29 protein-coding genes and 1 tRNA gene are annotated in these 24,798 nt (G+C 65.6%); 8 read left to right on the top strand and 22 right to left on the bottom strand.

Features of this window, described 5'->3' with window-relative positions:
• Window positions 1-84: 84 nt before the first annotated feature.
• The 14 genes from ptsN to ACFOOR_RS08730 form a co-directional block, all read right to left on the bottom strand.
• Entirely contained in the window at window positions 85-549 is a 465-nt protein-coding gene (ptsN, locus tag ACFOOR_RS08795) for a PTS IIA-like nitrogen regulatory protein PtsN (protein WP_343164633.1), read from the bottom strand.
• Window positions 550-603: 54 nt separating this feature from the next.
• Window positions 604-1,221, bottom strand: coding sequence for a ribosome hibernation-promoting factor, HPF/YfiA family (gene hpf / locus ACFOOR_RS08790; RefSeq protein ID WP_343164516.1), 618 nt, complete (start codon window positions 1,219-1,221; stop codon window positions 604-606).
• Window positions 1,222-1,350: 129 nt separating this feature from the next.
• Entirely contained in the window at window positions 1,351-2,841 is a 1,491-nt protein-coding gene (gene rpoN / locus ACFOOR_RS08785; protein WP_343164515.1) for an RNA polymerase factor sigma-54, read from the bottom strand.
• Window positions 2,842-2,881: 40 nt separating this feature from the next.
• The gene (gene lptB, locus ACFOOR_RS08780; protein WP_343164514.1) at window positions 2,882-3,643 is read right to left on the bottom strand and encodes an LPS export ABC transporter ATP-binding protein; all 762 of its coding nucleotides are present in this window, start codon (window positions 3,641-3,643) and stop codon (window positions 2,882-2,884) included.
• Window positions 3,640-4,179, bottom strand: a complete 540-nt coding sequence (locus ACFOOR_RS08775) for an LptA/OstA family protein (RefSeq protein ID WP_343164513.1) — start codon at window positions 4,177-4,179, stop codon at window positions 3,640-3,642. Before ACFOOR_RS08775 ends, lptB begins: the two co-directional genes overlap by 4 nt.
• Before the next feature lie 3 nt (window positions 4,180-4,182).
• Entirely contained in the window at window positions 4,183-4,884 is a 702-nt protein-coding gene (gene lptC, locus ACFOOR_RS08770; protein ID WP_343164512.1) for an LPS export ABC transporter periplasmic protein LptC, read from the bottom strand.
• A 67-nt stretch (window positions 4,885-4,951) separates the two neighbouring features.
• Window positions 4,952-5,566 (bottom strand): ribonuclease D, encoded by a 615-nt coding sequence (locus ACFOOR_RS08765; RefSeq protein ID WP_343164511.1) that lies wholly within the window; start codon window positions 5,564-5,566, stop codon window positions 4,952-4,954.
• A gap of 34 nt (window positions 5,567-5,600) precedes the next feature.
• The gene (locus tag ACFOOR_RS08760) at window positions 5,601-6,890 is read right to left on the bottom strand and encodes a hypothetical protein (protein ID WP_343164510.1); all 1,290 of its coding nucleotides are present in this window, start codon (window positions 6,888-6,890) and stop codon (window positions 5,601-5,603) included.
• Between the two features lie 31 nt (window positions 6,891-6,921).
• Window positions 6,922-7,641: a hypothetical protein gene (locus tag ACFOOR_RS08755; RefSeq protein WP_343164509.1), complete on the bottom strand. Its 720-nt coding sequence runs from the start codon at window positions 7,639-7,641 to the stop codon at window positions 6,922-6,924.
• 57 nt (window positions 7,642-7,698) lie between these two features.
• Complete coding sequence (locus ACFOOR_RS08750; RefSeq protein ID WP_343164508.1) at window positions 7,699-9,198, bottom strand: RimK family protein; 1,500 nt, start codon at window positions 9,196-9,198, stop codon at window positions 7,699-7,701.
• On the bottom strand, window positions 9,195-9,683 hold the full coding sequence (gene rimI, locus ACFOOR_RS08745; protein ID WP_380214306.1) for a ribosomal protein S18-alanine N-acetyltransferase: 489 nt from the start codon (window positions 9,681-9,683) through the stop codon (window positions 9,195-9,197). Before rimI ends, ACFOOR_RS08750 begins: the two co-directional genes overlap by 4 nt.
• A gap of 52 nt (window positions 9,684-9,735) precedes the next feature.
• A complete protein-coding gene (locus ACFOOR_RS08740) occupies window positions 9,736-10,347 on the bottom strand; it encodes a hypothetical protein (protein WP_343164506.1) in 612 nt (203 codons plus the stop codon).
• Window positions 10,348-10,574: 227 nt separating this feature from the next.
• Window positions 10,575-11,480: a peptidase gene (locus tag ACFOOR_RS08735; RefSeq protein WP_343164505.1), complete on the bottom strand. Its 906-nt coding sequence runs from the start codon at window positions 11,478-11,480 to the stop codon at window positions 10,575-10,577.
• 169 nt (window positions 11,481-11,649) lie between these two features.
• Window positions 11,650-11,725: transfer RNA gene (locus ACFOOR_RS08730), tRNA-Thr, on the bottom strand.
• Between the two features lie 78 nt (window positions 11,726-11,803).
• Here ACFOOR_RS08730 and ACFOOR_RS08725 point away from each other — a divergent pair.
• Together ACFOOR_RS08725 and ACFOOR_RS08720 are read left to right on the top strand one after the other, a co-directional pair.
• Entirely contained in the window at window positions 11,804-11,977 is a 174-nt protein-coding gene (locus tag ACFOOR_RS08725) for a hypothetical protein (RefSeq protein WP_343164504.1), read from the top strand.
• A 30-nt stretch (window positions 11,978-12,007) separates the two neighbouring features.
• The gene (locus ACFOOR_RS08720; protein ID WP_343164503.1) at window positions 12,008-12,448 is read left to right on the top strand and encodes a hypothetical protein; all 441 of its coding nucleotides are present in this window, start codon (window positions 12,008-12,010) and stop codon (window positions 12,446-12,448) included.
• Here ACFOOR_RS08720 and udk read toward each other — a convergent pair.
• The 5 genes from udk to hemC are packed head-to-tail and all read right to left on the bottom strand — an operon-like array spanning window position 12,423 to window position 17,542.
• Window positions 12,423-13,079 (bottom strand): uridine kinase, encoded by a 657-nt coding sequence (gene udk / locus ACFOOR_RS08715; protein ID WP_343164502.1) that lies wholly within the window; start codon window positions 13,077-13,079, stop codon window positions 12,423-12,425. The genes ACFOOR_RS08720 and udk overlap by 26 nt on opposite strands.
• Complete coding sequence (locus ACFOOR_RS08710; protein ID WP_343164501.1) at window positions 13,076-14,584, bottom strand: heme biosynthesis protein HemY; 1,509 nt, start codon at window positions 14,582-14,584, stop codon at window positions 13,076-13,078. The genes udk and ACFOOR_RS08710 overlap by 4 nt, the downstream gene beginning before the upstream one ends.
• Before the next feature lie 4 nt (window positions 14,585-14,588).
• Window positions 14,589-15,818: a COG4223 family protein gene (locus ACFOOR_RS08705; protein ID WP_343164500.1), complete on the bottom strand. Its 1,230-nt coding sequence runs from the start codon at window positions 15,816-15,818 to the stop codon at window positions 14,589-14,591.
• Window positions 15,819-15,872: 54 nt separating this feature from the next.
• Window positions 15,873-16,592 carry a uroporphyrinogen-III synthase gene (locus ACFOOR_RS08700; protein WP_343164499.1) on the bottom strand — a complete coding sequence of 240 codons (720 nt, stop codon included), beginning with the start codon at window positions 16,590-16,592 and terminating at the stop codon, window positions 15,873-15,875.
• Window positions 16,589-17,542 (bottom strand): hydroxymethylbilane synthase, encoded by a 954-nt coding sequence (gene hemC / locus ACFOOR_RS08695; RefSeq protein WP_343164498.1) that lies wholly within the window; start codon window positions 17,540-17,542, stop codon window positions 16,589-16,591. The genes ACFOOR_RS08700 and hemC overlap by 4 nt, the downstream gene beginning before the upstream one ends.
• A 47-nt stretch (window positions 17,543-17,589) precedes the next feature.
• Here hemC and tsaD point away from each other — a divergent pair, with 47 nt between their 5' ends.
• From tsaD to ACFOOR_RS08675, 4 genes are read left to right on the top strand one after another with little or no spacing between them, the layout of a single operon-like run.
• Window positions 17,590-18,723 (top strand): tRNA (adenosine(37)-N6)-threonylcarbamoyltransferase complex transferase subunit TsaD, encoded by a 1,134-nt coding sequence (tsaD, locus tag ACFOOR_RS08690; protein WP_343164497.1) that lies wholly within the window; start codon window positions 17,590-17,592, stop codon window positions 18,721-18,723.
• On the top strand, window positions 18,720-19,721 hold the full coding sequence (locus ACFOOR_RS08685) for an NAD(P)H-dependent glycerol-3-phosphate dehydrogenase (RefSeq protein ID WP_343164496.1): 1,002 nt from the start codon (window positions 18,720-18,722) through the stop codon (window positions 19,719-19,721). The genes tsaD and ACFOOR_RS08685 overlap by 4 nt, the downstream gene beginning before the upstream one ends.
• 1 nt (window position 19,722) lies before the next feature.
• Window positions 19,723-20,013 carry a YciI family protein gene (locus tag ACFOOR_RS08680; protein ID WP_343164495.1) on the top strand — a complete coding sequence of 97 codons (291 nt, stop codon included), beginning with the start codon at window positions 19,723-19,725 and terminating at the stop codon, window positions 20,011-20,013.
• Window positions 20,010-20,342 (top strand): Rieske (2Fe-2S) protein, encoded by a 333-nt coding sequence (locus ACFOOR_RS08675; protein WP_343164494.1) that lies wholly within the window; start codon window positions 20,010-20,012, stop codon window positions 20,340-20,342. The genes ACFOOR_RS08680 and ACFOOR_RS08675 overlap by 4 nt, the downstream gene beginning before the upstream one ends.
• A 78-nt stretch (window positions 20,343-20,420) precedes the next feature.
• On the opposite strand, the gene ACFOOR_RS08670 is transcribed toward ACFOOR_RS08675, so the two are convergent.
• Window positions 20,421-20,960 carry a hypothetical protein gene (locus tag ACFOOR_RS08670; protein ID WP_343164493.1) on the bottom strand — a complete coding sequence of 180 codons (540 nt, stop codon included), beginning with the start codon at window positions 20,958-20,960 and terminating at the stop codon, window positions 20,421-20,423.
• Window positions 20,953-21,714 carry a creatininase family protein gene (locus ACFOOR_RS08665; protein ID WP_343164492.1) on the bottom strand — a complete coding sequence of 254 codons (762 nt, stop codon included), beginning with the start codon at window positions 21,712-21,714 and terminating at the stop codon, window positions 20,953-20,955. The genes ACFOOR_RS08670 and ACFOOR_RS08665 overlap by 8 nt, the downstream gene beginning before the upstream one ends.
• 139 nt (window positions 21,715-21,853) lie before the next feature.
• Here ACFOOR_RS08665 and ACFOOR_RS08660 point away from each other — a divergent pair, with 139 nt between their 5' ends.
• A complete protein-coding gene (locus tag ACFOOR_RS08660) occupies window positions 21,854-22,297 on the top strand; it encodes a host attachment family protein (protein WP_343164491.1) in 444 nt (147 codons plus the stop codon).
• A 111-nt stretch (window positions 22,298-22,408) separates the two neighbouring features.
• Window positions 22,409-23,230 carry a class I SAM-dependent methyltransferase gene (locus ACFOOR_RS08655; RefSeq protein WP_343164490.1) on the top strand — a complete coding sequence of 274 codons (822 nt, stop codon included), beginning with the start codon at window positions 22,409-22,411 and terminating at the stop codon, window positions 23,228-23,230.
• Window positions 23,231-23,353: 123 nt separating this feature from the next.
• Here ACFOOR_RS08655 and ACFOOR_RS08650 read toward each other — a convergent pair whose 3' ends face one another.
• Window positions 23,354-24,697, bottom strand: coding sequence for a Fic family protein (locus ACFOOR_RS08650; protein ID WP_343164489.1), 1,344 nt, complete (start codon window positions 24,695-24,697; stop codon window positions 23,354-23,356).
• Between the last annotated feature and the right edge of the window lie 101 nt (window positions 24,698-24,798).

The raw sequence follows: 24,798 nt of genomic DNA, 5'->3' as shown, positions 1-24,798 counted from the left end.
AAGGCTTCGCAGGGTGAACCCGAAGAAAAAACGCCGCGCTGGCCAGCGCGGCGTTTTTCTTTTGCGGTTCTGGATGCAGCTGCGTCAGGCCGCGTCGGATGCGATCTCGCCGCCGAGGATGGCGTTGAGGGCGTCGGCATCGGCCGCACCGCGCAGAAGCTCGCGCATGTCCTCGCGCCGCAGGACGCGGGAGACGCGGGCCAGCGCCTTGAGATGCTCGGCCGTGGAATCCTCCGGCGCCAGCAGCATGATGATGAGATCGGCCGGCCGGCCGTCGATCGAATCGAAATCGACCGGGGTGCGCAGGCGCGCGAACACGCCGAACACCCGGTCCACGCCCGCCACGCGGGCATGCGGGATGGCAACCCCGTCCCCCACGCCGGTCGAGCCGAGCCGTTCGCGCTCGAGCACGGCATCGACGATGTCGCGCGGTTTCGCGTTGCAGAAGCGCGCCGCGACCTCGGCAAGGGACTGGACCACCTGCTTGCGGCTCGACGCCGAGAGGCCGGTAATCACACCGTCGGGGGGGAGGAGATCTGAAAGAGCCATCATGTCTTCGTTCGGGGGAGGCGACCGTTGTCCGGCCGGTGAAATAGCGCCTGTTTACGACGTCTTCGTGGCACGGCCGGGATCGATCCAGCCGATATGTCCGTCCGGACGGCGATAAACGACGTTGATGCCGTCATGCGCCGCGTTGCGGAAGATGAAGAAGGGCGCGCCCGCTGCCTCGAGTTCGCGGACCGCCATGCCGGCCGACAGGGTGCGCAGTTCGCCGAGACGTTCGGCGACAACGACCGGTTCAGCGGCCTCGCCGCTCGCCGCCGCTTCGTCCTCTTCCTCGTCGAAATCATCATCCCAGCCGGTGCCGCTGCCCTGCAGGACCATGATCGGCGTGGTTTCCGCCGGCAGGGGCGACTTGTTGTCATTGTGGTGGTTCTTCAGCTTGCGCTTGTAGCGGCGCAGGCGTTTTTCGAGACGCTGGATGGCCATCTCCGCGGCCTTGTAGGCGTCGTCCGCCTCGCCCTGCGCATTCAGCAGGATGCCCGAAGGCAGATGCAGCGAGCAGTCCACGCGAAAACCGCCGCCTTCACGCGAAATCGCCACATGGGCTTCGCCCTCGCGGCTGAAATACTTGGTTACGCCTTCCTCGACCCGCCCGATGATCTCCTCGCGGAGCGCTTCGGAAACGTCGATTCCCTTGCTGACAACCTGGATTTGCATGTGTCCTTCCTGCCGCGTCGACGCGGCCGATGAGGTGCCACCCATACCACCCCTCCCCGGAAAGCGGGCGGAACCTATTGGCGGAGAGTCTGGGAGTCAATCGCGTCCGGGGCCGCGGATCAAGCGTCTTCACCCGGTGCGCTTGAGAAGACGGCGGCGCTGGACCGAGGACGGGATGTTCATCGCCTCGCGGTATTTCGCAACGGTGCGGCGGGCGATGTCGATTCCCTCCTGCCGCAGGCGATCCACAAGCGTGTCGTCGGACAGGACGTCATCCAGGGTTTCCGCGTCGATCAGCGCCTTGATGCGATAACGCACGGCTTCGGCGGAATGGGCCTCGCCGCCAGCGGATGAGGCGATGGAAGAGGTGAAGAAATATTTCAGCTCGAACAGGCCGCGCGGGGTGGCGACATATTTGTTCGAGGTGACGCGGCTGACCGTCGATTCGTGCATGCCGATCGCATCGGCCACGGTCTTCAGGTTCAGCGGGCGCAGATAGGCGACCCCCTTGGCCAGAAAGAGGTCCTGCTGGCGCACGATCTCGCTGGCCACTTTCAGAATGGTGCGGGCGCGCTGATCGAGCGATTTCACAAGCCAGCTGGCATTGGCCGAGCATTCCGAGATGAAGGTCCTGTCCTGCTCGGTGCGCGCGACGCGGCTGATCTCGGCGGCGTATTGCTGGTTCACCAGGACGCGCGGCAGCGTGTCGGAATTGAGTTCGACGCGCCAGCTGCCATCCGGATTCTCGCGAATCATCACGTCCGGCTCCACGGCGCGCGCCGATTCGCCGCCGAATCCCAGGCCGGGCTTCGGCGTCAGCGACCGGATCTCTGCGACCATCTCGTCGAGATCCTCGGCATCGACGCCGCAGATCGCCTGCAACGCGTCATAATCGTGCTTGGCAAGGCGGTCGAGATTGTCGAGGAGGGCGGCCATGGCGGGATCGAAACGGTCGCGGTCGATCAGCTGAAGCGCGAGGCATTCGCGAAGGTCGCGGGCCATCACGCCCGCTGGCTCGAAGGTCTGGACCAGTGACAGGGACGCTTCGACAGCGGACCGCTCGACGCCGAGTTGTTGCGCCATCTCGCCCAGGTCGGCGCGCAGATAGCCGTCGTCATCGACCTGGTCGATCAGCCAGGCCGCGATGATCCGCGTTACGGGATCGGCCCCGGCAACGCTCAGTTGGTCGTGCAGGTGCTCGGCCAGCGACACTTCGCGGCTGGCATTGGCGGCGGCGTCGTATTCACCGTCGAATGATTTGCCAGAGCCGGCCTTCGACCAGTCGGTCGACCCGCCGGGCGCCCCGGCAAGGTCTGATTTCGAGACGTGGGAGTTGACCACGTCGGCATCGGCGTCGACCGCGTCGTCGGCCTCCCGCGACGCACGGTCGAGCGACAATTCCTGCGGGTCGGCGGGCTCTTCGCGTTCGGCGGAGGCGGTATCGCCGTCCGCGTCACGTTCGTCGCGTTCCAGAAGCGGATTGCGTTCCAGCTCCTCCTCGACGAAGGCGCACAGCTCGATGTTCGACAGTTGCAGCAGCTTGATTGCCTGCTGCAATTGCGGCGTCATGACCAGCGACTGGCCCTGACGCATATCGAGTTTTTGTGTCAGTCCCGCCAAGGCCTCGCCCCCGAACCGTCCGGTATCGGGGCAGAGTTAATCAGCCAAAGCTTTCACCGAGATAAACGCGGCGGACATCGGGATCGGCGCGGATCTCCGACGGCGAGCCCTCGAACAGGACTTCGCCCTCGTGAATGATGGTGGCGCGATCGGTGATTTCCAGCGTTTCGCGGACATTATGGTCGGTGATCAGAATGCCGATGCCGCGATTCTTCAGGAAGCGGATCAGGTCGCGAATGTCGGCGATGGCCAGCGGGTCGATCCCGGCAAAGGGTTCGTCCAAGAGCATGAAGGACGGCCGCGTCGCCAGCGCCCGGGCGATCTCCACGCGGCGGCGCTCACCGCCCGACAGCGACAGGGCAGGGGCGTCGCGCAGATGCGCAATGCGCAATTCGTCGAGCAGCTGATCGACGATTTCGTTTCGCGCCCGGGCATTGCGTTCGGTGATTTCGGCAACGGCGCGGATATTCTCCTCCACCGTCAGGCCCCGGAAGATCGAGGTTTCCTGCGGCAGATAGCCGATGCCAAGCCGCGCGCGCTGATACATCGGCAGGCGCGTGATGTCCTCGCCATCGAGGAGGATGCGGCCATAATCCGCCTCGACGAGGCCGGTGATCATGTAGAAGCAGGTCGTCTTGCCCGCGCCGTTCGGCCCGAGCAGGCCCGCGACTTCGCCCCGGTCGATGCGCAGGGACACGCCTTTAACCACCGGCCGCTTGCGGTAGGTCTTGCCGATCGTCTCGACGACCAGGCCGGTCTCGGCGCTGTCGCCGGAGACCTCGATATCGCCCGGTCGACTCACTCGTTCGTGTCTTCGTCGCTGCCGCCGGCATTCTCGCTGCCGGGGAAGAGAACAGAACGCACGCGTTCGCCGGACTCACCGCCATCGAAGGAGGAATTGCCGGTCGTCAGATTGGTGACGAAGCGCGTCGTGGTGATGACGTTCTCGCCGCGGGTCAGCACGACATTGCCCGTCAGGGTCACGGTGTCGCTCGCGGCCTCGTAGACGCCGTTGCTGCCGCGCGCGCGCTCCAGCGGGGTCACGTAGAAGACATTGCCGGTCGCGACGATGCGGCTGATGTCGCCGAAGCCGCCGGCCGTCGCGGCATTGCCGCCCGGGGTGTAGAAAATCTCGATCTGGTCAGCGGCCAGGCGGGTATCCCCCTGGATGACATCGACCTCGCCGCGCAACAGGATGCGGCCTTCGGCGTCAAACACATCCATGTTCTGGGCCTGCACGTCGAGCGGACCGCCGGAGCGGCCGATCTGCGCCTCGGCGGACGGGGCGAAGGCCAGCATGGCGGCCAGGCCCAGTGCGAGCGGAATGATGCGCATCATGGCTTACTCGTCCTCCGTGCCCGGCGCGGTTGTCGCGCTGGCGTTGTCCGTCTCGATACGGGCAACCACATTCCCTGTGAACACTACATGGTCGCCGCCGTCCAGTACCTCGTAGCGGTCGGCACGGATCCGGCCCATCGGCCCGATCCCCTCGACCGCACTGTCGCCGACCACCCGGTCCTCGCCGAGATAGATGCGCGCATCCTCCGAGCGGAAGAGATAGCCCGAGCGCGTGCGGAAGCGGACATCGGCGTCGAGATCGAGCGTGCGCGCCTCGGAATCGTAGATCCCGGTTTCGGCCAGAACTCCGTCGGCGCTCTGGTCGATCGCCTCGAGCATTTCGAAGTCGATGCGCGGGTTTTCCAGCTCGGTCAGGTTCAGCGCCTCGCCGCGGCGGCGGATCGCCGTGTCGGCGGTGACGGTGAAGGGCGCCCCGCCTTCGTCGCGGCCCGTGAAGCGCGGATTGATCATCCGGGCATTCTCGCCAACTGTTTCAACAGCTTCCGGCTCGGCATTTGAATTGTTCAACAGAAGCTGGATCACCACGATCAGGCCCAGCGCCGCGGCAAGACCAATCAGGGCAAAGCGGAGCATGCGCACGAAATCGGTCCGCCGCCGCGCATCTTCCAGCGTCGTCGCCCGCATCGGCTCCCAGCGCGAATGGCGCGGGGGCTGCATATCGAAGCTGTCGGTCGCGGTGGTCACGTGGTGGTCTGCCTCCCGAATGCGCGCTCTGTGCCTGCTTCTCGCGGCAAGAAGATGGCCGCGCTCCTCACGTATGCGCGAAGATGTCAGTCTCGTCCCAGCCGGCGAGATCGAGTTTCGCCCGCGTGGGCAGGAAATCGAAACAGGCTTCGGCCAGGGCCAGCCGGCCCTCGCGAACCAGCATGTCGGTCAGCTTGTTCTTCAGTTCGTGCAGGTGAAGCACGTCGGATGCCGCGTAATCGAGCTGCGCCGGGGACAGCTCGTCCGCGCCCCAGTCGCTCGATTGCTGCTGTTTGGACAGGTCGATGCCGACGAGTTCGCGGGTCACGTCCTTCAGGCCGTGGCGGTCGGTATAGGTCCGCGCCAGCTTCGAGGCGATCTTGGTGCAGAAGACCGGCCGGGTGGTCACACCCAGATCGCGCTGGAACATCGCGATGTCGAAGCGGCCGAAATGGAAGATCTTCTCGACCCGTTCATTCGTCAGAAGCGCCTTCAGATTCGGACAGTGATAGGTCTTGCGGTCGAGCTGGACGACGTGGGCGTCGCCGTCGCCGGCCGACAGTTGCACCACGCAGAGCGCATCGCGCACCAGCGACAGGCCGAGCGTTTCGGAATCGACGGCCACGACCGGGCCGAGGTCGAGATCGTCCGGCAGATCGCCCTTGTGCAGGTGCACGGTCATGTTCTGGAGTGTCCTTTCAATGCCGGAACCGGGTTTAGCCCGCGTCCGCCCGGCGCGGCAAGCGCGCCGCCGCGCGGCGCAGATCAATCCAGTCGTCGCGATTGAGGTAGGCGGGCGGGGCGGCTTCCGGCGGCGGGTTGGCAGCCGCGACCTGTTCGATGAATGCCGCGGCGTCCTGCCCGGCCGGGGTGTCCAGCCAGGACTGGCGGCGGGCGCGGATCGCATCTTCCGTCGCGGCCAGCGTCTGCGGGGTCAGTCGGATGCCGAAATCCTCGCCCGTCAGCAGGCCTTCGCCGGTCTCGCCGCGCATCCGGTCGAGCATCGCCTGTCCGACATGGGGCAGGTAGTGGGAGGGTTCGTAGAACAGCGGGTGCGCCGCCGTCGCATCCGGAGCCGGGGCGGGTTGAACGGCAAAGTCCTGAAAGCCGGAAAAATCCCAAAGCACGGCCGCACCGCCTTGCGTGCAGGGCTCGGCCGCATCGCGCGGCGCGTAACGATCGAACATCGCCGTCAGGTCGCGTCGCAGGGCGAAATAGGCGTCGCTGCGGCCGGCGCGGAACAGGGCTTCCTCGCGCCAGGCATGCAGGGGATGAATGAACCCGGTCACCTGGACACCGGACGCGGTGACAGCGTCGAGCGCCTGTTCGAAATAGGCGAACCGGTCGGGGTCGGGATTGTAACCGAGATAGAAGCGGTAGATGCCGCGCGCACCGTTCTCGTAGCGCTCGCGCTGGACGCCCGGTGCGTAGCGGTCCTGCCAGGGCACGCGCGGGCCGGATCCGGTGAGATTGTCGGCCAGGGTCTGGACCGAGGCGGCGAAGGTATTCGGTGACAGGGCGACGCGGGCGAAGGCCCAGCTGCGTCGTCCGTCGGCGAGCGCGGACAGCCAGTAGGTCGCCTTGGCCTTGGAATGCGTGCCGAATTCGTCGAGGTCGAGGCCGATGACAATGCAGCGCAGATCGGGATCGCGCGCCGCCAGCAGCATCGCCTGGGACAGTTCGAAGACGTTGGTGCCGCGCATGCCGGCATTGGCGATGCCGCCGGGCCAGTGTTCCGGATCGCGCGGGAAGCCGTCGACCGTCCGCGAGGAGCCGAGCAGGACCGAGGTTTCAGCGCCGCGCGCCATAAGGTCGGCGGAATGCACCCGCCCGCCATCGCCATAGATGCGGGATCGGCGTTCATTGACTCCAGAGAGGTCCGGCGCCCCGGTGATGTCGAACGGATCGACGAGGCTGTTGAAGCCGGCAAACCCTCCGGTGAGGGCGGCGAGAACAAGCAGGAAGGTCAGGGCGTAGCGGCGCATGGCGCGGGGAGACTGGCGCAATCGCGAAACCTTGTCACTTCCGTGTTCAGGCCTACCAGGTCATGGCGAAGCTGGCGGCAATATAGTCCTCGTCGGCTTCCCATTTCGACGGGCCGTAGCGATAGGCCCAGTCGCGTTCCACCCAGGTCAGAGCCAGGTCCATGTTCGGCCGGATACGATAGGCAATGCCCGCCTGTGCCGATCCGATCGGCGCATAGGGCTGCAGATCGAGCGCGCTGACCGGCTGGCGGATCCGTCCCGGTTCGAGGAAAAGGGCGTGGCGCTCGGCCGCCGCGAACAGGAACCAGCCATGGTCGGGCATGGAGCCGTCGCCCAGCGTGAAGTCGGCACCGAAACGCGCCTGTGTGCCTTCGGGAGTCGGTTCGATGACCGCGTGCGGCGTGATCGCGAGTTCGAACTCATCCGGGGGAATGGTCGCGGTGAGTGGCGCGGCCACCCGGATCGCATTGTGTTCCCCGTCGAGACCGGTCACGCGCTGCTGTTCGACGATCAGGTTTGCGCCTTCGGGCAGACCCGGCACGGCGAAGGTCATGGTCGTGGTGATGGCAGTCGCGCGCCTTGTGGTCAGGCCGGCCAGGCTGCGGCGGGTTTCGTCGGACAATATGGCGGGGCGTTCGGCATGCATGCCGGCCACGACCGCTGCGGACGAATCCCATTGGTCGAGCGGGCTGGCGGGACTGACGAGTCCGAACGCGATGCCCCCCATCGCGATCATCCCCGCCGTCAGGATTTCCCTTGTCCGGCGACGCATCACGCATCTCCCCTGTCGCGCGGAGACTACCTCAAATCAAGGTTAACGGAAATCCGTTCAACCCGCGGGGGAAAGATTTCTCGCCTTGCGGGAAGCCGACGCCCCCATCCGGCGCTCAAGCCGCTGCGAGAACCAGTCGATCAGCGCCGCCCAGAGGGCGTCTTTCAACACCGCACCTTCGACATCGGTATCGAGATTGGGATTGTCATTGATCTCGATGACGAAGACGCCGCGATCATTCTCCTTCAGGTCGATTCCGTAGAGGCCGTCGCCAATCAGGCGGGCTGCCTTCAGCGCGGTCTCGATCACGGCGGGCGGTGCCTGGTCGACGGGCAGGGTTTCAGAGCCGCCCTCGGTGATGCGGCCGCCCTCGCCATGCTTGATGATCTGCCAATGCCCGCGCGCCATCTTGTACTTGCAGGCGAACAGCGCCTGGCCGCCCAGCACACCGACCCGCCAGTCATAGGTCGTTGGCATGTATTCCTGGGCGATGATCAGGGCGGTGTCTTCGAACAGCTGTTTCGCCCGTTCCTTCAGTTCCGCCTCGGTCGAGACCTTGAACACGGAACGCGAAAAGCTGCCATCGGGGGCCTTCAGGACGACGGGCGAGCCGAGCCGGTCGAGGAGGCCGTCAAGCGACGCCTTCTCGGCAATCACCTCGGTGCGCGGACCCGGCACGCCCGCCAGTTCCAGCAATTCCTTCAGAAACACCTTGTTGGTACAGCGCAGCATCGAAACCGTATCGTCGATCACCGGCATGCCTTCCTGTTCGGCGCGCCGGGCGAAGCGGTATGTGTAATTGTCGATCGCCGTCGTCGACCGGATGAAAAGCGCGTCGTACTCGGCCAGGCTGGCGAGATCACCCGGGCCGATGGGTTCGACCTCGACCCCCATTTTCGCGGCAACCGAGGCGAGGCGTTTCATGGAGGCCTGGCTGGACGGCGGCGTGCGCTCCTCGGGATCCAGCAGGACGGCAAGCGACCAGCGGGCCTGTGCCTTTTCCTTGGGCGCGATCCAGGCGCGGCGGGTATGGGTTTCGAGACTGTCGAGGAAGAAGGCCCGGGTGTCGCCTTTCAGCGTCTGGACCGGCAGCGAGCGAATGCGTTCGATCTCGAATTTCTGCGGGGCGAGCGTCACTTCGAGCACCGGCACGCGGAACCAGTCGAGCAGCAGCTTGGCGAATTTCCCGAGCCTGGGATGGGTTGACCGGCCAAGCGCGAACACGAGAGAGGCGGCCTCCGGGCGCTGGCCTTCGAGATCCTTCACCAGGGCGGCATTCAGTTCGGGAAGCGCCTGGGCGTAGAGCGTCTTGCGCGACAGCTCGGTGATCGACTGGACGGTCGGCATGACCCTGTGGCCGCGCGCCTCGGCCAGCAAGGAGGCGTAATACCCCTCGGACTGATAGCCGTAGGAACGCGCCAGATTGACGACATTCGGCCGCCTGCCGGTGAACAGTTTCGGATTGGCGATATAATCGCGCAACCGCATCACCTTGTGCGGCGTCTCATGCTGGGCGAGGTCGCCCGCGGCTTCGACAAGAATGAGCCAGTCGCTCAAAGAGTTGCGCCTTCCATTGCGCTGCGAGCGACCGGAGCCTCGTAGAGAAGGGCCGCTTCGCCATCCCCGTAATAGCTTTCCCGGCGTCCGCGCAAGGTGAAACCGCAACGCAGGTAAAGCTTCTGCGCAGCGATGTTGGATTCGCGGACCTCAAGCCGGACCGACCGAAGGCCCCGGCACGCTGCCTCCTCGATGGCGCGGGCGATCAGGGCTGCGCCGACGCCGTGTCCGCGGGCCTGAGGCGCGATCGCAAGGGAGTAGAGCCGGCCGGTGCGCGCCCCCCTTCGGAAGCTGAGCGCAAGATAGCCTGCGGGGTGGTTGCCGGTTTCGGCGAGCAGAAAGACCGTCCGGCCTCCCGCCAGCATGCGGCGGAGATTGCGGCGCGGAAAACGGTCGGCCTCGAAGCTCGCCGCCTCCAATGCGTCGATTGTCTCGAGGTCGGCACCCGATGCCATGCGGATCCGACACGAAGCGGACGGTGTCATGTCCCGAGTGGACGCATGAACACCGTCCGCATGCAAGAGGCCGTGGCGAGGCCTACCCTGTCGTGGCCGCGGCGTTGAATTGCGCGCGGGTCATGTCGGCAACCACGGCGTTGGCGGCACTGTCGAATGCGGCATCGTCGGGGTCGAGGGCGAAGCGCTCGGATGCCGAGACCTCGACCGGGTCGACCCAGATCGCCCCATCGCTCGAGGCGCTGAAGCGGTCGACATGGCCGATGTGGTAGCCGTCACGGCTATAGACGCGGATCTCGGCATGGTCGTTGCCCATGCGCGATTGCGTCATGGACCTGCCGGAGTAGGACGAGCGCCCCGACACCGACGGGCCATGCGCCGCCGGCACATAGGCCGAGGCGTTGGCCGCGAGCTCCGCGCTCAGGCGCGCCTCCGCACTGGTCCGGTCATGGGCGCGCAAGCGCGAATCGAGATCGTTTACCAGCGCGGTGTCGACGCGCAGACCCGACCGGGTATCGACGCGCGCATCCGCGTCCGCGCCGAGATCAGCGTCGAGATCCATCGTGTCCTGCAATTGCGGATCCAGCGTGCCGTCGACCTGACCCTGGACCTGGCCGGTCACCTCTCCGAGTTGCGCCGAAGCGGCTGCGGACATCACGATGGCTGCTGATGTGCCGATGAGGAGCGTTTTCATGGTCAGTCTCCTTTCAGTTTGCGCAGGGACAACGTGTGCGCGGGCGGGCGTGTTCCACACTTCACCCTGGTTCGTCGGATGGGAGTCGCAGAAACTCCCCGCGCTCGGCGGTGAGAGTAAGTCTGCGCGCGTGGCCCCGCGCAGCGACCCGGCATGTGCTGATCACAAATGCAAAACGGGCGGCCCCCTGGACCGCCCGCCTGCCGAATCACAGTTGAGTCGGACGCCTAGTTGCTGCTGATTTCCGAAATCGACAGCGTCGCCGGCTGGGTCGTCGTGCTGCCATAGGTCCCGACATAGATGTCGTACTGACCCGAAGGCGGCGCATTCCAGCGCAGTGAGGGGTTGAGGCCCTCACCACCGTCATCGTCACAATACCAGAGGCCATCCGGTCCGTTGACCACGAGGGTCGTGTCGGCGCTCGAATTGACCGACAGGATCAGCGGCCAGCTGCCTGCCGTGTAGTTGAGCCGGTAGTCCGGCGCCTGGGCGATATAGCCGCGGCAGGACGAGCTGATCGCGGTCGAGGCGTCATAGGGCCCCCCCGAACGGATCGAGACATTGTGCGGGTCGGGCGTGAAGCCGGCGCGCAGCGTGACCGAGCCATAGGTCGGGGTCATGGACCAGTCCGGGCCCGTGGGCGCCGGCACCTGGCTGGAACCCAGTTCGGTGATGATCAGCGTGGACGGCTGCAGTGTCGCGCTGCCGTAGGTGCCGACATAGATGTCGTACTGGCCCGAAGGCGGGCTGCCCCACTCGAGGCGCGGGTTCAAACCCTCGCCGCCATCATCGTCGCAATACCAGAGCCCGTCGGGGCCATTGATCACGAGCGTGGTGTCGGCGCCGGACTCGACCGTAAAGATCAGCGGCCAGCTGCCCGCCGAATAGTTCAGCCGGAAATCCGGAGCATTGGCGACATAGCCGCGGCAATTGCCCCCGATCGAGTTCGAGACATTGATCGGTCCGCCGGAGCTGAGATTGACCCGGTAGGGATCCGGCGTGAAACCGTTATTGAGGCTGACCGAGCCATAGGTCGGGTTCAGCGTCCAGTCCTGGGCGTGGGCCGCGGGCATAGCCATCACGGCCATTGCCCCGGCGCAAAATGCTGCTTTCAAGAGGGTGTGTGTGTTCATGGTCGTCTCCTCCCCGAGACGGGCGCCAGCGACAAGGATCGCCTCGGCCAGCGCATGACATCAGCCTAGCACTCCGTGGACCGATTTCTTTCACGAATTCGAACGGGCGCGCAAAAATGCCGCGCTCCGGGAGGCCCGGGCGGTGTGATCAAAGGCGTCTGTCGGGAAGTGGTGCCGCTTGCGTGACTCGAACACGCGACCCCATCATTACGAATGATGTGCTCTACCAGCTGAGCTAAAGCGGCCTGCCAGACGTCGGGGGCGGATCGACAGCCCCTTCCGTGCGGGCGCGGAAACTAGCGGCGAAACCCCCGGGGGGCAATATGGCAAAGCGCGGATTTCGCAGACAGCGGCAACGGCCTGCCACAAGGGCGAAATCGGCCCGCTCGGCCGGTCTCGGCGCCATCGTGATCCTGATGGCGACAGGCTTTTACTGGGCCCTGATCCAGATTTTCACCGCCATCACCCTGCAGTGCGAGACCTATTTCGCATTCTGAACCGCCGGGCTGCATTCGCGGACTTCGCTGTTGCAGACGATGAGCGCGGTGGCCGCCGCGCTGGCGGTCTGGTGGCTGGTCGATATCGTCCGGCAAAAGGCCGTCCGCGTTCCGGTGACCCTGCGAATCGTTCAGGGCGGGCTGGTCGCGTCGATGCTGCTGGTATCGCTGATCCAGTGGGGAATGATCTTCCCCGGCGGATCGCTGGCTCCGGCTGCGAACGCCGTCATCGGCGGGTATAATCGCGCCTTCCTCGGGGTTTATCATCTTGTCTCGGAAGAGGAATTCGGCCCGCTCCGCGACTGGCCGCGCGTCGATGCGAGCTGGATCGACTTCCCGCTGCGTTGGAGCGAGTTCCGGATCTACAAAGGGACGCTTGAATGCGTGGCCCGGCGGGAGTTCGAGGCGGGGTTCGACAAGGAATACTGGATCTGGCCGAACGGCCTCATTGACCCGAACGCAACGCCCTGATCCGCTCGATCACCGGGCGGGCAAGCAGGTCGAAGGAGGGGCGCAGGGCCTCGAGTTCCGGATCGGCCGCGGCGGCATCGTTATTGACGACGATATCGGCGATCGCCTTCGCCGGTTCGGTGTATTTCAGATGCATCGGGCGGACGGTGCGAAGGTATTGAATGACCACAGATTCCACGCTCCGCCCCCGCTCGCGGACATCGCGCAGAATGCGACGGGCGAGGCGCACGTCGGAGGGCGCATCGACATAGACGGTGAGGTCGTAGAGCGCCATCAGGTCCGGATCGGACAGGACGTGGATGCCTTCCACGATGACGACCTCAGCCGGGGACAGGTGCCGGGTCTGTTTCGACCGGGAATGGGTGACGAAATCATAGAGCGGGGCGTCGACGCCCTTGCCCTTCTTCAGCGCGGACAGATGCCGCGCCAGGAGGGCGTGGTCATGGGCGCTGACATCGTCGAAATTGAAGCGCAGCGGGTCGAATCCGGGGATTTCGCTGCTGTCGACATAGTATTCGTCCTCGCGGATAAGCCGGGTCTCGACCGGTTCGAGCCCGCGCCGCACCGCTTCGGCGAGCGTTGTCTTTCCGGACGCCGAACCCCCTGAAACCGCAACGAGAATCGTCTTCACCTTGTGCCCCGCCCGGCGATGCGATCCAGATCATCTTCGCCGTCATCATCGCCGTCTCCGGAGGCATCATCGTCATCTACGCCGGGATCATCGGGCATGCGCGGCGCGGTGTAGACCGACTTGTCCCCGCTTTCGCGCTTCGCCCGGGCCGGTTTCGGCGCGTCGAGCAGGGCGGTTTCCGGCACCGCGCCGGCAGCGATCTCGTAGCGCTCATGGCGCGGGTGCAGGAGGCGGCCCTCGTCGCCGAACGTGTAGACCATGCGCTTCCAGTCGTCGGGCGAATAGGGGAAGGCGCGGCCCTCGGCGTCGATGTCCGACCAGTCGGCTTCGCCCGGCGCGTGGCTGGCGCGCGTCATCCAGCGGCGGGCCTCGCGTTCGTCACCCTCGATCTGGGCGAGGCGCGAGGCGAGGGCTGACAGGCGCGCCGTCGGCGTGCCCATTTCCAGCAGCGGTTCGAGGATGGCACGGGCGAGGCCGGTTTCGCCGTCTTCGATCGCCGCCTCGATCAGGAGGATCCGGCTTTCGCGGTGTTCGGGGCGCAGGGCGGCGAGTTCGCGCAGGCGTTCGGCGCGCTTGGCCCTGGTGTCCGACTTGCGGAGGTCGGCAAGCGCCCGGGCAATGGCCGGGTGCGGCGCAGCGGACCAGGCGGCTTTCAGAAGCGTTTCCGCCTTCTTGTGCTTGCGCGCCGGCCCCAGAAGCCGGGCGGCGAGTACGGCAGCCGGGGCAAAGCCCGGCGCGGTCTGGGCCGCGAGTTCAGCGAGGGTGGCCGCCCTCGTCCGGTCGGTGTCTTCACGGCCCAGCGCGGCGGCGGTCAGCAGGACGGCGCGGCGGCGGCGGGCGCGGTCGGGCTCGATCTGACGGCGCTTCTCGCCCTCGGCGAGGGTCGCCATCGCCGCTTCCCAGTCGCCCTGCGCCACCTGGGCGTCGAACAGGGCGGCAAAGGCCCAGCGGGCGGTCTTCGACTCGGCGAAAGCAATCTGGGCATGCTCTGCGGTGGCGGTGTGTTCGCCGCGCTCATGCGCGATCTGGGCGAGGCCCCGGCGGGCGACGAGCCGCGTCTTGGGGTCTTCCAGCATCGCTTCGTAATGGGCTTCCGCGCCGGGCAGGTTTCCGGCGGCTTCCGCCGCGCGGGCGGCGAGCAGGCGCGACAGGGCGGGCCGGTCGAGCAGGGCGTCGGCGCGGGCGGCCTGACGCACCGCAACCTCGCCCTCCCCCGCGGCGGAGGCAATCAGCGCGCGTTCCAGCGCGTTGAAGCCGCGCTCGCGGCGGCGCCTGAGCGAGAAGCGTCGGAGTTTCTCGGGCGCGGTCCAGGCGATGTAGACCAACCACCAGAAGACCAGCATCAGGAAGGTGAAGAGCAGGAAGACGCCGAAGGCGAGCGCGAAGCTGGTTTCCACGGCGAGGCCGAAGAATTCGAACGAGGCGGTGCCGGGATTGAGTGTGACGATCGCCGTGATAACGCAGGCGAAGACGATGGCGGCGATGACGAGGATGAGGCGGATCATGGCGTCATTCCTCCAGGCCGGCCTGGCGGGCGAGTTCCGCGCGCAAGGCATCGAGGCTGTCTTCGACGGTGAGGCGGGCTTCCGCGCCGAGGAGCCAGCTTTGCGCGGCTTCGGATGGATCGCCTTCAAGACGCGAAACGGCGGCGACCGCGCCTTCGAGATCGCCGCGCGCGAGGCGGGCTTCGGCGAGGCGGGTGAGCGCCTGCGGACTATCGCCCTCAGCGGCTTCGCCGGTGCGCTGGACCTCGATCAGGCCGAAAAAGACGGTCTGGCGGCCGGCCGCATTGCGGATGGCGTCCGCCGGGAAGGTCTCGGCGAGAATGGCGCGGGTCGGCACGCCGGCGCGGGCGAGCGGGCGCAGGGCGGCCAATTCCTCGCGGCCGGGCCAGAGCCGGGCGAGCGCGGCGCGCTCGGCCTCGAAACTGTCTTCGGTTTCGGCGATCTCGGCGAGCGCGATCAGCGCCAGCGTCCGCGCGGCCAGTGAGCGGGCCGAAGCGGTTTCGTCGGTCGCGCTGCCCGCCGCCGTGGCGGCCTGTTCGGCGGCGGCGAGGCGGGTTTCCAGCGCTTCGATACGTTCCTCGCTGATGGCGGGATCGGCGGTCTCGAGCGCGGCGAGCCGGGCTTCGAGGCCCGACAGGTCCGGGGCTTCGACCGAGGCGGGCGATTCAGCGGTTTCCAGCGCGGCGACCCGGGCCTGCAACTGGTCGAGGGCGGCGCTATCGGTTCCGGCAGGCCGGTCAAGGGCCTGATTGGCAAGCGTTTCGGCGCGCTCGGCCTGCGATTCGAGCCGGCCCAGCCGGGCGGCGAGCGCGGGATCGGCGCCGGCTTCGGCCGGTTCGGCGTTTTCCAGCGCCGCGATGCGGGTTTCCAGCGCGGTCAGGGCTTCGGGATCCTGTCCCGCTTCAGAGGGTTCAGCGGATTCCAGTGCCTCGATCCGGTCCTCGAGCGCCGAGATCGTGGCGCGCGTGACGTCCGGCTCGGCTGCTTCCAGTTCGCTCAGCCGGGTTTCGACGGCCTCGATCGAGGCGCGCAGGCCGGTATCGTCATATTCGGTACCGGCCGGGGCGAGGAATTGCGCGCCCCAGGCGCCGAGCGCGCCGCCAGCCAGCGTGGCCAGCACGAACAGGACCAAACCGCCCAGCAGGCCGCCACCCTTTCGGGACGGCGCGTCGCTGTCGGACACGTCCTTGAACTCGGCATCGACCGGTTCGGCGTCCTTGTCCGTCTTGCTCATGAAGGCTCCGCTTCAGCGATTCGTCGCTTCAGATTCAGTCTAGGGCCAGACAGTCTAGGGATCGAGACGGGCCGCGCCAACGCGGTCGAGGAGCGCAGCCTCGTCCGGCGTGTCGGCGATCTTCACCGCCAGCCAATCCGACCGGATCAGGCTTTCGGCCGCCTGACCGGAAATCGTCACCGCGATGAGATAGGAGAGCCGGCCGGTGAGGTCAGCATCGTCGACCAGCGCCGTGAAGGCGGCCGCGGCCCGCGAGGAATGGAAGAGGACGAGGGAAAGCTGCTTGCGTTCCAGCGCTTCACGGGCGGCATCGGGCAGGCGGTCTGCGGAGACGGCCTCATAGGCGGCGGCTTCTTCGGCGGCGAAACCCGCCGCGCGCAGGCTGCCGGCGAGATCGCCGGTCACATGGCTGCCGCGCACATGGACGATGCGGCCCGCCGCCTTGTTCATGCGCTTGCTTATCATCTGGATCAGGTCGCCGACATCGCCGCCAGCGGACAGCGTGTTCTCGAATCCAGCCTCGCGCGCCGCCGCAGCCGTCGCATCGCCGACGCACAGCGCCGGCAGGGCGCGTTCGGAGCGGGCATTGGCCCAGGCGCGCACGCCATTGGCGCTGGTGAAGGCGAGCGCCTGTACGCCAGAGAGGTCGAGTGCGATGTCAGTGGAGGGCCTTATGGTCAACATCGGCGCGATGACGGGCGTCAGTCCGCGCTCGCGAAGCGCGTCTGCGGTGCGGCCGGCCCCCGGTTCGGCGCGGGTGACAAGGACTTTCATGACGCCGCCACCGCCGCGGCGAGGGCCTCGCCTCCGGCCTCTTTCACAGTCTCGCCCAGCGCGTAGCCGGCATTGAAGGCTGTTTCCGGTGCATTCGGGCCCAGCGTGATCGTCACGCGGTCGGCCCAGCGCTGCTTGCCGTCCGGGGTCAGTGCCTCGCCCCTTATCGTCATTTCCCGGCCTTCGAGCACGGCGTACGCGGCAATCGGCGTGCGGCAGGATCCGTCGAGCGCAGAGAGGAAGGCGCGCTCCGCCGTCGCGGCGAGGCTGGAGGGCAGATGGTCGAGCGGGGCGACCGCGTCGCGCGCGGCGTCATCGTCCTCGCGGATGGAGAGGCCGATAATGCCCTGCGCCACGGCCGGCAGCATTTCGTTCGTATCCAGCGGATCGAGGTCTGCTTCGGCGCGGCCGAGGCGTTTGAGGCCGGCCCGGGCGAGGAAGGTCGCGGCGACCTCACCGGAGCGCAGCTTGCCGAGCCGCGTGTCGACATTGCCGCGCAGGGTGACGATTTCGAGGTCGGGGCGCAGGTGCAGCGCCTGCGCCTGCCGCCTGAGGCTGGCGGTTCCGAGAATGGCGCCCTGCGGCAGGTCGGCGATGCGCGACGAGCCGGACGCGGTCAGCAGCACGTCGCGCGGGTCCTCGCGTTCAAGAAAAGCCGCCAGAGCCAGCCCGTCCGGCATGCGGGTCGGCACGTCCTTCATGGAATGGACGGCGATGGCGGCGCGGTGTTCGAAAAGCGCCTCGTCGATCTCCTTGGTGAACAGGCCCTTCCCGCCGGCATCGATCAGCTTTCGGTCGGTCAGACGGTCGCCGGTCGTCGTCAGCCCGACAATGGGGAAGGCCGCGTCCCGGTCGGCGACGCCATGCGCGTCTGCCAACAGGCGCTGGACCATGCGGGCCTGGGCAAGGGCGAGCGGGGATTCGCGGGTGGCGATGGGCAGAACAGTCATCGTGTCATTGCGCTTTCGCCCGGCATGGGAGTATCGAACAGTCCGTTATGGACTTATCCCCGCCCCCCGCATCCGCGCAAGCGCGCACGCTGACCGTTCTGGGTCTGGAATCGAGCTGCGACGAGACGGCGGCCGCCGTGCTGCGCCGGCATGGCGACGGGCGGGTGGAGGTGCTGAGCGATATCGTGCTGGGGCAGGAGGCTGCGCATGCGCCCTTTGGCGGCGTGGTGCCGGAAATCGCAGCCCGGGCCCATGCCGAAGCGATTGACGGGCTGGCCCGGCAAGCCTTGCAGGCCTCAGGACTGACACTTGCTGACATGGACGGGATTGCGGCTACGTCCGGGCCCGGCCTGATCGGCGGGGTGATGGCAGCGCTGATGACCGCCAAGGGGCTGGCGCTGGGCGCGGGCAAGCCTCTGATCGCGGTCAATCACCTCGAAGGCCATGCCCTGTCGCCGCGGCTGGTCGAGCCGCTCGATTTCCCCTGGCTGCTGCTGCTGGTGTCCGGCGGGCATACCCAACTGATCTCGGTGGAAGATTTCGGCCGCTATCGGCGGCTCGGCTCGACGCTGGACGACGCGGCGGGCGAAGCGTTCGACAAGTCGGCCAAGGTCATGGGGCTGGGCTTTCCCGGCGGGCCGGCCGTGGAGCGCGCCGCCCGGACCGGCGATGCCCACCGGTTCGACCTGCCCGAACCGCTGCAAAGGCGGGCAGGCTGCGACTTTTCCTTCGCCGGCCTCAAGACGGCGGTGCGCGAGGCCTGGGATTCGATCCCGGAGCCGGACGATCAGGACAAGGCGGATCTCGCCGCGGCGGCCCAATCGGCCATCGCCTCCCACCTGGCGAAACGCACCGAGCGGGCGATGGCGGTGTTCGCCGAAGCCTTCCCGCATCTGGAGCACCCGATGCCGCTGGTCGTGGCCGGCGGGGTGGCGGCGAATTCCGAGGTCCGCGCAGCGCTGAAATCCGCGGCGGAACGGCAGGGCTTCCGGCTGATCCATCCGCCTTCGAAATGGTGCACCGACAATGCGGCGATGATCGCGCTGGCCGGAGCGGAACATCTGGCGCGCGGCGAGACCGACGGCCTCGACGCGCCGGCGCGCGCGCGCTGGCCTTTGGACGCGGATGCGGCGACGCTGTCGCCGATCGTCGGTGCCGGACGCAAGGGACCCAAGGCATGAGCGGATACCAGTCCATCGGAGTGATCGGCGGCGGCGCCTGGGGCACGGCGCTGGCCGAAACGGCCGCAAAGGCCGGCCGGGACGTGATTTTGTGGTGCGTCGAGCCGGAGGTTGCGAAGTCAATCAATTCGGACCGGGAGAATTCGGTCTTCCTGCCCGGTGTCCGGCTCAGCGAATCGATCCGCGCCACGAACCAGATCGCCGACCTGGCCGATTGCGACGCCATCCTCGCCGTCGCCCCGGCCCAGCACATGCGCCCGGTACTGAAAGCCTTCGCGCCGCACTGCCGCGAGGCGACGCCGGTCCTGCTCTGCTCCAAGGGCATCGAGCGCGGCACGCTGAAACTGATGACCGATGTGCTGGACGAGGAAATCCCGTCCGCCATCCCCGCCGTCCTGTCGGGCCCCAGCTTCGCAATCGACGTGGCCAAAGGGCTGCCCACGGCGGTGACGCTGGCGACACGGCACAAATCGCTCGGCACAGCCCTGATGAACGCGATCGGCACGCCGCGCTTCCGGCCCTACTGGTCGGGTGATCTGATCGGGGCGGAGATTGGCGGCTCAGTGAAGAATGTGCTGGCTATTGCCTGCGGCATTTCCGAGGGCAAGGGGCTCGGTAAATCCGCCCATGCCGCACTGATCGCACGCGGCTTCGCGGAGATGACGCGCCTGGCCGTGGCAATGGGGGCGGAGCGCGAGACGCTGTCGGGCCTGTGCGGGCTGGGCGACCTCGTCCTGACCTGTTCGTCCACCCAGTCAAGGAACATGTCGTGCGGTGTCGCGCTTGGAGAGGGACGGGCGCTGGCTGACATCATGGGCGAGCGCAAGGCGGTGACCGAAGGCGTGGCCACCGCGCCCGCCGTCGTCGAACTGAGCCACCGGGCCGGGGTGCGCATGCCGATCTGCGAGGCGATCGCGGCGATCCTGAGCGGCGATGTCTCGGTCGATGACGCGATGGAGATGCTGCTGAACCGGCCGTTCACGGTGGAAGGGGAATAGGATGTATTTCGTCGTCCGCGGGTTCGACCGCCCCGGAAGCCTTGATGTCCGCATGGCGAACCGGGAGGCGCACCTCGCCTTCGTGAAGGGCGGGCCGGTGAGGCTGCACATCGCCGGACCGCTGACCGATGGCGAAGGGCAGATGCGCGGTTCGCTGCTGATCTTCGAAGCCGACAGCGAGGCGCAGCTGCGCGACTGGCTGACCGGCGACCCCTACCAGAAAGCCGGCCTGTTCGAACGGGTCGAGATCGATGCGTTCAAATGGGTGGTCGGGGCACCGGACTCCAAATGATCCTGCCGCCGCCCGGAACCCTGCTTGGCGAGGTCGAGGGGATCCCCGATCCCGGCGGCATTATCGCCAACTGGGCCGAAGCGCCGATCATCCTCGCCTGCCGCGACGGCGAGGTGCGGGCCTATCTCAATATCTGCCCGCATGCCGGACGACCACTGAACCTGCCGAACGGAAAGGTCTTCGCCCATGGCGGCGACACGCTGATCTGCCCGGCCCATGGTGCGGTGTTCGACATCCTATCCGGGGCGTGCGCGGGCGGGCCAGCCGGGTCTTCCGGCCTGACGCCTGTGTCAGTGGATGTCAGGGACAAAAGAGTCTACGCGGTCTGACGGTTTTCTCGATTCAAACAAGAGCTTGGGTTGCCGTTCCCAACTCGGTTTTGACGGGCCGCAGGGACGAGGAATGGCCTACGCTTCCAGCCTTGCCTTGAGGGCTGCGAGCGCGGCGCGCCAGGCCGTCTTCATCCGTTCGCAGGTGTCGCCGTCGGAAAGGCGTTCATGGTCGACAGCCAGCTGGGTCTTGTCGCCCGCAGCGGTCAGGCGGAAGACGACACGGCCACCTTCGGGTCCCAGCCATCGCGCATTGACCGGCTTGCCGGGATTCTCCGTTGTGATTTCGAGCCCGCCCGCGGGGGCCCAGCCGGAAAACACGGACGGCTCGACGATGGCCGCGCGGACCAAGGGCTCGTCGGCGGCGATCGTCTTCGAGGCGGTGGCCTGAAAGCCCTGCGGCATTTCATGCGCGTCGCGCCGCCCGGTCATGATCTCCCAGCCGCCGGTCACGGCCTGCGCCCACCAGCCGGACAGGCCGTACTGGTCCTTCACGCGGCGGGCGATGTCCTTGTGCGGCAATTCGGTGGCCCAGAGGTCGAGCGCGGTGCGCCACTCGGTCCAGCCCTTGCCGGTGGTTTTCTTCACCGCCGCGTCGGAGATGGGCGGCTCAGCCATGGGCCTCAAGCCTGTCATTGGCGCCGAAGAAGGCCGAGACTTCCGAGATCAGGGCGGTTTTCGCCGCCGCGACGATGCGCGCGCCCTTGTCCGGCGTCGCCTGTGACGGGTCGGAGCCGATCCGCCCGTCCGGGAAGTTGGCGCGGTAGTCGGCGGCATCGGTGAAGCCGGCGATGGGGGCGATCTTCGGCGTCATCTCGACGCGTTTCACGCTGCCCGGATAGCCGTAATAGGTCACAGAGACTTCCGAGGCGGTGGCGTGCATGCCCTCGCCGACAGGGAAGATCTCCCGGCACAGCGCCATCACGCCGGGCAATTCCCACCAGTTCTGCAGTTTCAGCCGCACCGGGCAGGGTTCGCCGCGCAGCGACCAGGCGGCATAGTATTCCGAGAAGGCCGTCGTGACCGGTGCGATATTCCCGCCATGACCGTTGAGGAAATAGAGGTCGCGGAAGCCGTGACGCACCAGCGAGCTGATCCAGTCCTGCATCGCCGCGATCAGGGTCGAGGGCCGCAAGGTGATGGTGCCGGGGAACCCCAGATGGTGCTGGGCATTTCCCACATTGAAGGGCGGCGCCAGGAGGAAGCCCGCCTCATCGGCCGCTTCCCGGGCGATGATGTTGGGGCAGAGCGTGTCGGTGCCGATCAGGCCGTTCGGCCCGTGCTGTTCCATCGAGCCGATCGGAATGACGATGCCGGTGGAGCGGGCCAGATAGGCCTCGACTTCGGGCCAGGATGACAGGGCGAGTTGCATGGGCGATCCTTCGGCGGCGCAAACGACATACCGGCTTAAGCCTGCGTCAGCGTGCCGCGCAAGCGCAAGCCTTGCCGGCGGCGGTTTCGATCGCGACATCACACGCAGGGCGACGCCCTGGTACACAGGAGAGACGACCATGACCGGACCCGACCGCGAACTGTGGATCATCGCCGCCGATGGCGGCAAGGCGCTGATCTATCGCAATAACGGTTTCGACGATCTGCCGGACCTGCGTCTGGTCGAGAGCGACGACCCGGTCGTGCCGCCCAACCGCGAGATCTTCACCGACAAGCCGGGCCGGCGCAGCGACGGAGGTTCGCACCGATCCGCAATGGAACAGGATGACGCCCATCAGCGCGAGGAGGCACGCTTCCTGAAGGATTTGGGCGAGTCGCTGAGCGATGCCGCCTACAAGAAGAAGATCGACCGGCTGGTTATCTTCGCGCCGGACCGGGCGCTGGGCATTCTGCGCGATCATCTGGGTCATGCCGGGGCAATCACCGAGCACATGGTCAATGCGGACGTGGTCAACGAGCCCGCCGACAAGCTGACCGAACGGGTCCGGAAGCTGCTCGCCTGACCCTTCACGCGCGTTGAATTCTTCGTGACCGGCTTGGACGGGTGCGGGATTCAGCGCATGGTCCCCCTTGGCCGGGTCCGCCATGACGGACCGCGGATGAAGGGGAATTCCATGAAGACGCTTTTCACGACGATTTCGGCGGCGGCGATGCTCGCCGCGCTGGCCGCCTGTTCGCCGGCCGAGGACGCTGCCGACACGGCGGCGATGCCGGAAGACGCGGCGATGACGGAAGAGACCGCCGCGCCCGAGCCGGCGCCGCTGACGCTGGCCGAGCGCCTGGCCAATGCCGACCGCCCGGAAGGCGATGTCGAGCTCGACGCAATGCGCCATCCGGCCGAAATCCTCGCCTTTGCCGGGCTGGAGCCGGGCTGGCAGGTCGCCGATCTGGGCGCGGGCGGCGGGTATTATTCCCGCGTCCTGTCAGCCGCGGTTGGCGCGGAGGGCCATGTCCATTCGCAGAATTACGACTGGATCGTCGAACGCTACCCCAATGTCGTGAATGCGATGGACGCGCTCGAAGCCGGGCATTCCAACGTCACCACCCACGTCACCAGCGATACCGCGCCGCTCGACGGCATGGAGACGCCGCTCGACGCGGTCTTCATCGTCCTGCTCTACCACGACGTGGTTCTGGAAGAGGGCGAGGATCTCGCCGCGATGAACCAGGCCATCTATGACGGGCTGCGCCCCGGCGGGGTCTATGTGATCATCGATCACGCCGCGCGCGACGGGTCGGGCCTTGAAGACCTCGAAAGCCTGCACCGGATCGACGAGGCCTTCGTGCGCCAGCAGGTCGAGGCCGCCGGTTTCGAGCTGCAGGGCGAGGCCGACATCCTGGCCAATGCGGATGACGACCGGACGCTGAACGTGTTCGACCCGGCGATCCGCCGCCAGACCGACCGCTTCGTGCTGGTGTATCGCAAACCCGAATAGAGATGCTTCCGGTCACGGGGCGGGCGTGGTAAACTCAGTCTCGTGAGCCAACCCGGGCGCGACCCGGTTCAGGTTTGCATCAAACAGCGGGCGGCCTCTTGGATGATCCTCGGGCCGCCCGTTTTATTTTTTTTCTGCGGTAAGGCGTTCGATGAGATTTGCCTTAGGCCGGTAGATGCTTTTACGGCCAGATTTCGACTTTACGAAGTAACCAGAATCGACGAGGCCTTCGAGATCGTTTCGAGCCGTTAGATATGATACTTTTTGGTTCTTTTGGTGCGTTACGATCTCAATCGCCCTTAATCGCCCTCTCGCCGCGTCATTTAGAATAAAAGATTGGCGATGATTTAGTTCTTCTGAGTTAAGCGCCTTTGAAAACTCTCTTATTTTTCTCTTTGTTTCTGCGAGATGCTCATGCAATTCATTTATAGATTTCTCTATAACTTTGAGCTGGTGTATAATAAAATAAGTTAGATCGCCATGATCGCTTTCTGTGTAAAGAAACGCGTTCCCATACTGTATTGGCGCACCCATTATAACTTTAGATATCGAAATGTATTCAAGAATCCAGTATTTTGATTTTACAACATACCAATAAAATAGGGCACGTGCCGTCCGGCCATTTCCGTCGGCGAATGGATGGTCGTACCCAAGCATGAAATGCAAAATTATTGCCTTGATAATTGGGTGTACAAAGTTTGTCCGGTCAATTGGCTCATTTGCAAACTGACACAGCGCCTCGAGTCGACTTTGGAGTTCTTCTGCTGCCGGAGGCAGGTGTAGAATTTCACCTGTTGTGTCATCCGACACCGTGACTGATTCATTATTCAGCCTTAATCGCCCGCATTGGTCGGGGTTATCGAGGGTTCCTTCAGTTACTATTCTATGTATATTAATAACGATATCTGGTGTTAAATCTTGATCTTTTATTTCCTTTACATATCGCATCGCAAGAAAATTATTTAGTATCATACGCTCGTCGCGTGTTCTTGGCGCTCGGTCTTCTTCGATCATTTTTTTTGCCACTTGTCGTGTGGTGGCAGCACCTTCGAGAACGGAGCTCGAAAACGGTTCCTCAAATAATGACCTAGCGAGATACCGGTCCTGATCGGCTTGGTTCAAATTCTCCCCCCTAAGAGAGACGGAACCACCCGCGTTCAGATCGAGCTCTGATAACAAGGCTCGAACGACGCTCGGTTCTGTAAAAAAGAACGGCGCGCCTGATTTTTGTTTAAGTGGAACACGGCGTTGTGCACGAAGACGTGCAGACTTTATCGCCAACCAGTACTCAAGTGGCTGTAGACCGGTGGGGGGAGTGAGGCGCTTTACCCGTTCCCAGTGAGGATATTCACCGTTAGGCAGATCCAAGCCGATTTCCAACCACTTTCTGAAGTTCTCGGGCGCCATATCGCGAACAACATCAGAAAGGTGGTTTTCCACATCCGGAGTGAGTTGGAGTGGCCGCATTTTTCTTCCACTATAAGGATCAAATGATTCTGCGAATCAGAGACTTGTACCGTACGTTCTGGTTTTGGTCCGCATCATTTTTATAACGTATAAAAGTGATT

Source organism: Hyphobacterium vulgare (assembly GCF_042643335.1).
In the GTDB taxonomy this organism is placed as follows: Bacteria; Pseudomonadota; Alphaproteobacteria; order Caulobacterales; family Maricaulaceae; genus Hyphobacterium; species Hyphobacterium vulgare.
Note: the sequence above shows the minus strand (reverse complement) of the source record. Positions and strands in the feature narration are given on the sequence as shown.

What these genes read in the sequence shown, in the direction of transcription:
- ptsN (WP_343164633.1), bottom strand. Translation starts at nt 549, where the DNA reads ATGGCTCTTTCAGATCTCCTCCCCCCCGACGGTGTGATTACCGGCCTC.
- hpf (WP_343164516.1), bottom strand. Translation starts at nt 1,221, where the DNA reads ATGCAAATCCAGGTTGTCAGCAAGGGAATCGACGTTTCCGAAGCGCTC.
- ACFOOR_RS08775 (WP_343164513.1), bottom strand. Translation starts at nt 4,179, where the DNA reads ATGATGCGCATCATTCCGCTCGCACTGGGCCTGGCCGCCATGCTGGCC.
- ACFOOR_RS08765 (WP_343164511.1), bottom strand. Translation starts at nt 5,566, where the DNA reads ATGACCGTGCACCTGCACAAGGGCGATCTGCCGGACGATCTCGACCTC.
- ACFOOR_RS08755 (WP_343164509.1), bottom strand. Translation starts at nt 7,641, where the DNA reads ATGCGTCGCCGGACAAGGGAAATCCTGACGGCGGGGATGATCGCGATG.
- rimI (WP_380214306.1), bottom strand. Translation starts at nt 9,683, where the DNA reads ATGACACCGTCCGCTTCGTGTCGGATCCGCATGGCATCGGGTGCCGAC.
- ACFOOR_RS08740 (WP_343164506.1), bottom strand. Translation starts at nt 10,347, where the DNA reads ATGAAAACGCTCCTCATCGGCACATCAGCAGCCATCGTGATGTCCGCA.
- ACFOOR_RS08735 (WP_343164505.1), bottom strand. Translation starts at nt 11,480, where the DNA reads ATGAACACACACACCCTCTTGAAAGCAGCATTTTGCGCCGGGGCAATG.
- ACFOOR_RS08725 (WP_343164504.1), top strand. Translation starts at nt 11,804, where the DNA reads ATGGCAAAGCGCGGATTTCGCAGACAGCGGCAACGGCCTGCCACAAGG.
- ACFOOR_RS08710 (WP_343164501.1), bottom strand. Translation starts at nt 14,584, where the DNA reads ATGATCCGCCTCATCCTCGTCATCGCCGCCATCGTCTTCGCCTGCGTT.
- ACFOOR_RS08705 (WP_343164500.1), bottom strand. Translation starts at nt 15,818, where the DNA reads ATGAGCAAGACGGACAAGGACGCCGAACCGGTCGATGCCGAGTTCAAG.
- ACFOOR_RS08700 (WP_343164499.1), bottom strand. Translation starts at nt 16,592, where the DNA reads ATGAAAGTCCTTGTCACCCGCGCCGAACCGGGGGCCGGCCGCACCGCA.
- hemC (WP_343164498.1), bottom strand. Translation starts at nt 17,542, where the DNA reads ATGACTGTTCTGCCCATCGCCACCCGCGAATCCCCGCTCGCCCTTGCC.
- tsaD (WP_343164497.1), top strand. Translation starts at nt 17,590, where the DNA reads ATGGACTTATCCCCGCCCCCCGCATCCGCGCAAGCGCGCACGCTGACC.
- ACFOOR_RS08685 (WP_343164496.1), top strand. Translation starts at nt 18,720, where the DNA reads ATGAGCGGATACCAGTCCATCGGAGTGATCGGCGGCGGCGCCTGGGGC.
- ACFOOR_RS08680 (WP_343164495.1), top strand. Translation starts at nt 19,723, where the DNA reads ATGTATTTCGTCGTCCGCGGGTTCGACCGCCCCGGAAGCCTTGATGTC.
- ACFOOR_RS08675 (WP_343164494.1), top strand. Translation starts at nt 20,010, where the DNA reads ATGATCCTGCCGCCGCCCGGAACCCTGCTTGGCGAGGTCGAGGGGATC.
- ACFOOR_RS08670 (WP_343164493.1), bottom strand. Translation starts at nt 20,960, where the DNA reads ATGGCTGAGCCGCCCATCTCCGACGCGGCGGTGAAGAAAACCACCGGC.
- ACFOOR_RS08665 (WP_343164492.1), bottom strand. Translation starts at nt 21,714, where the DNA reads ATGCAACTCGCCCTGTCATCCTGGCCCGAAGTCGAGGCCTATCTGGCC.
- ACFOOR_RS08660 (WP_343164491.1), top strand. Translation starts at nt 21,854, where the DNA reads ATGACCGGACCCGACCGCGAACTGTGGATCATCGCCGCCGATGGCGGC.
- ACFOOR_RS08655 (WP_343164490.1), top strand. Translation starts at nt 22,409, where the DNA reads ATGAAGACGCTTTTCACGACGATTTCGGCGGCGGCGATGCTCGCCGCG.
- ACFOOR_RS08650 (WP_343164489.1), bottom strand. Translation starts at nt 24,697, where the DNA reads ATGCGGCCACTCCAACTCACTCCGGATGTGGAAAACCACCTTTCTGAT.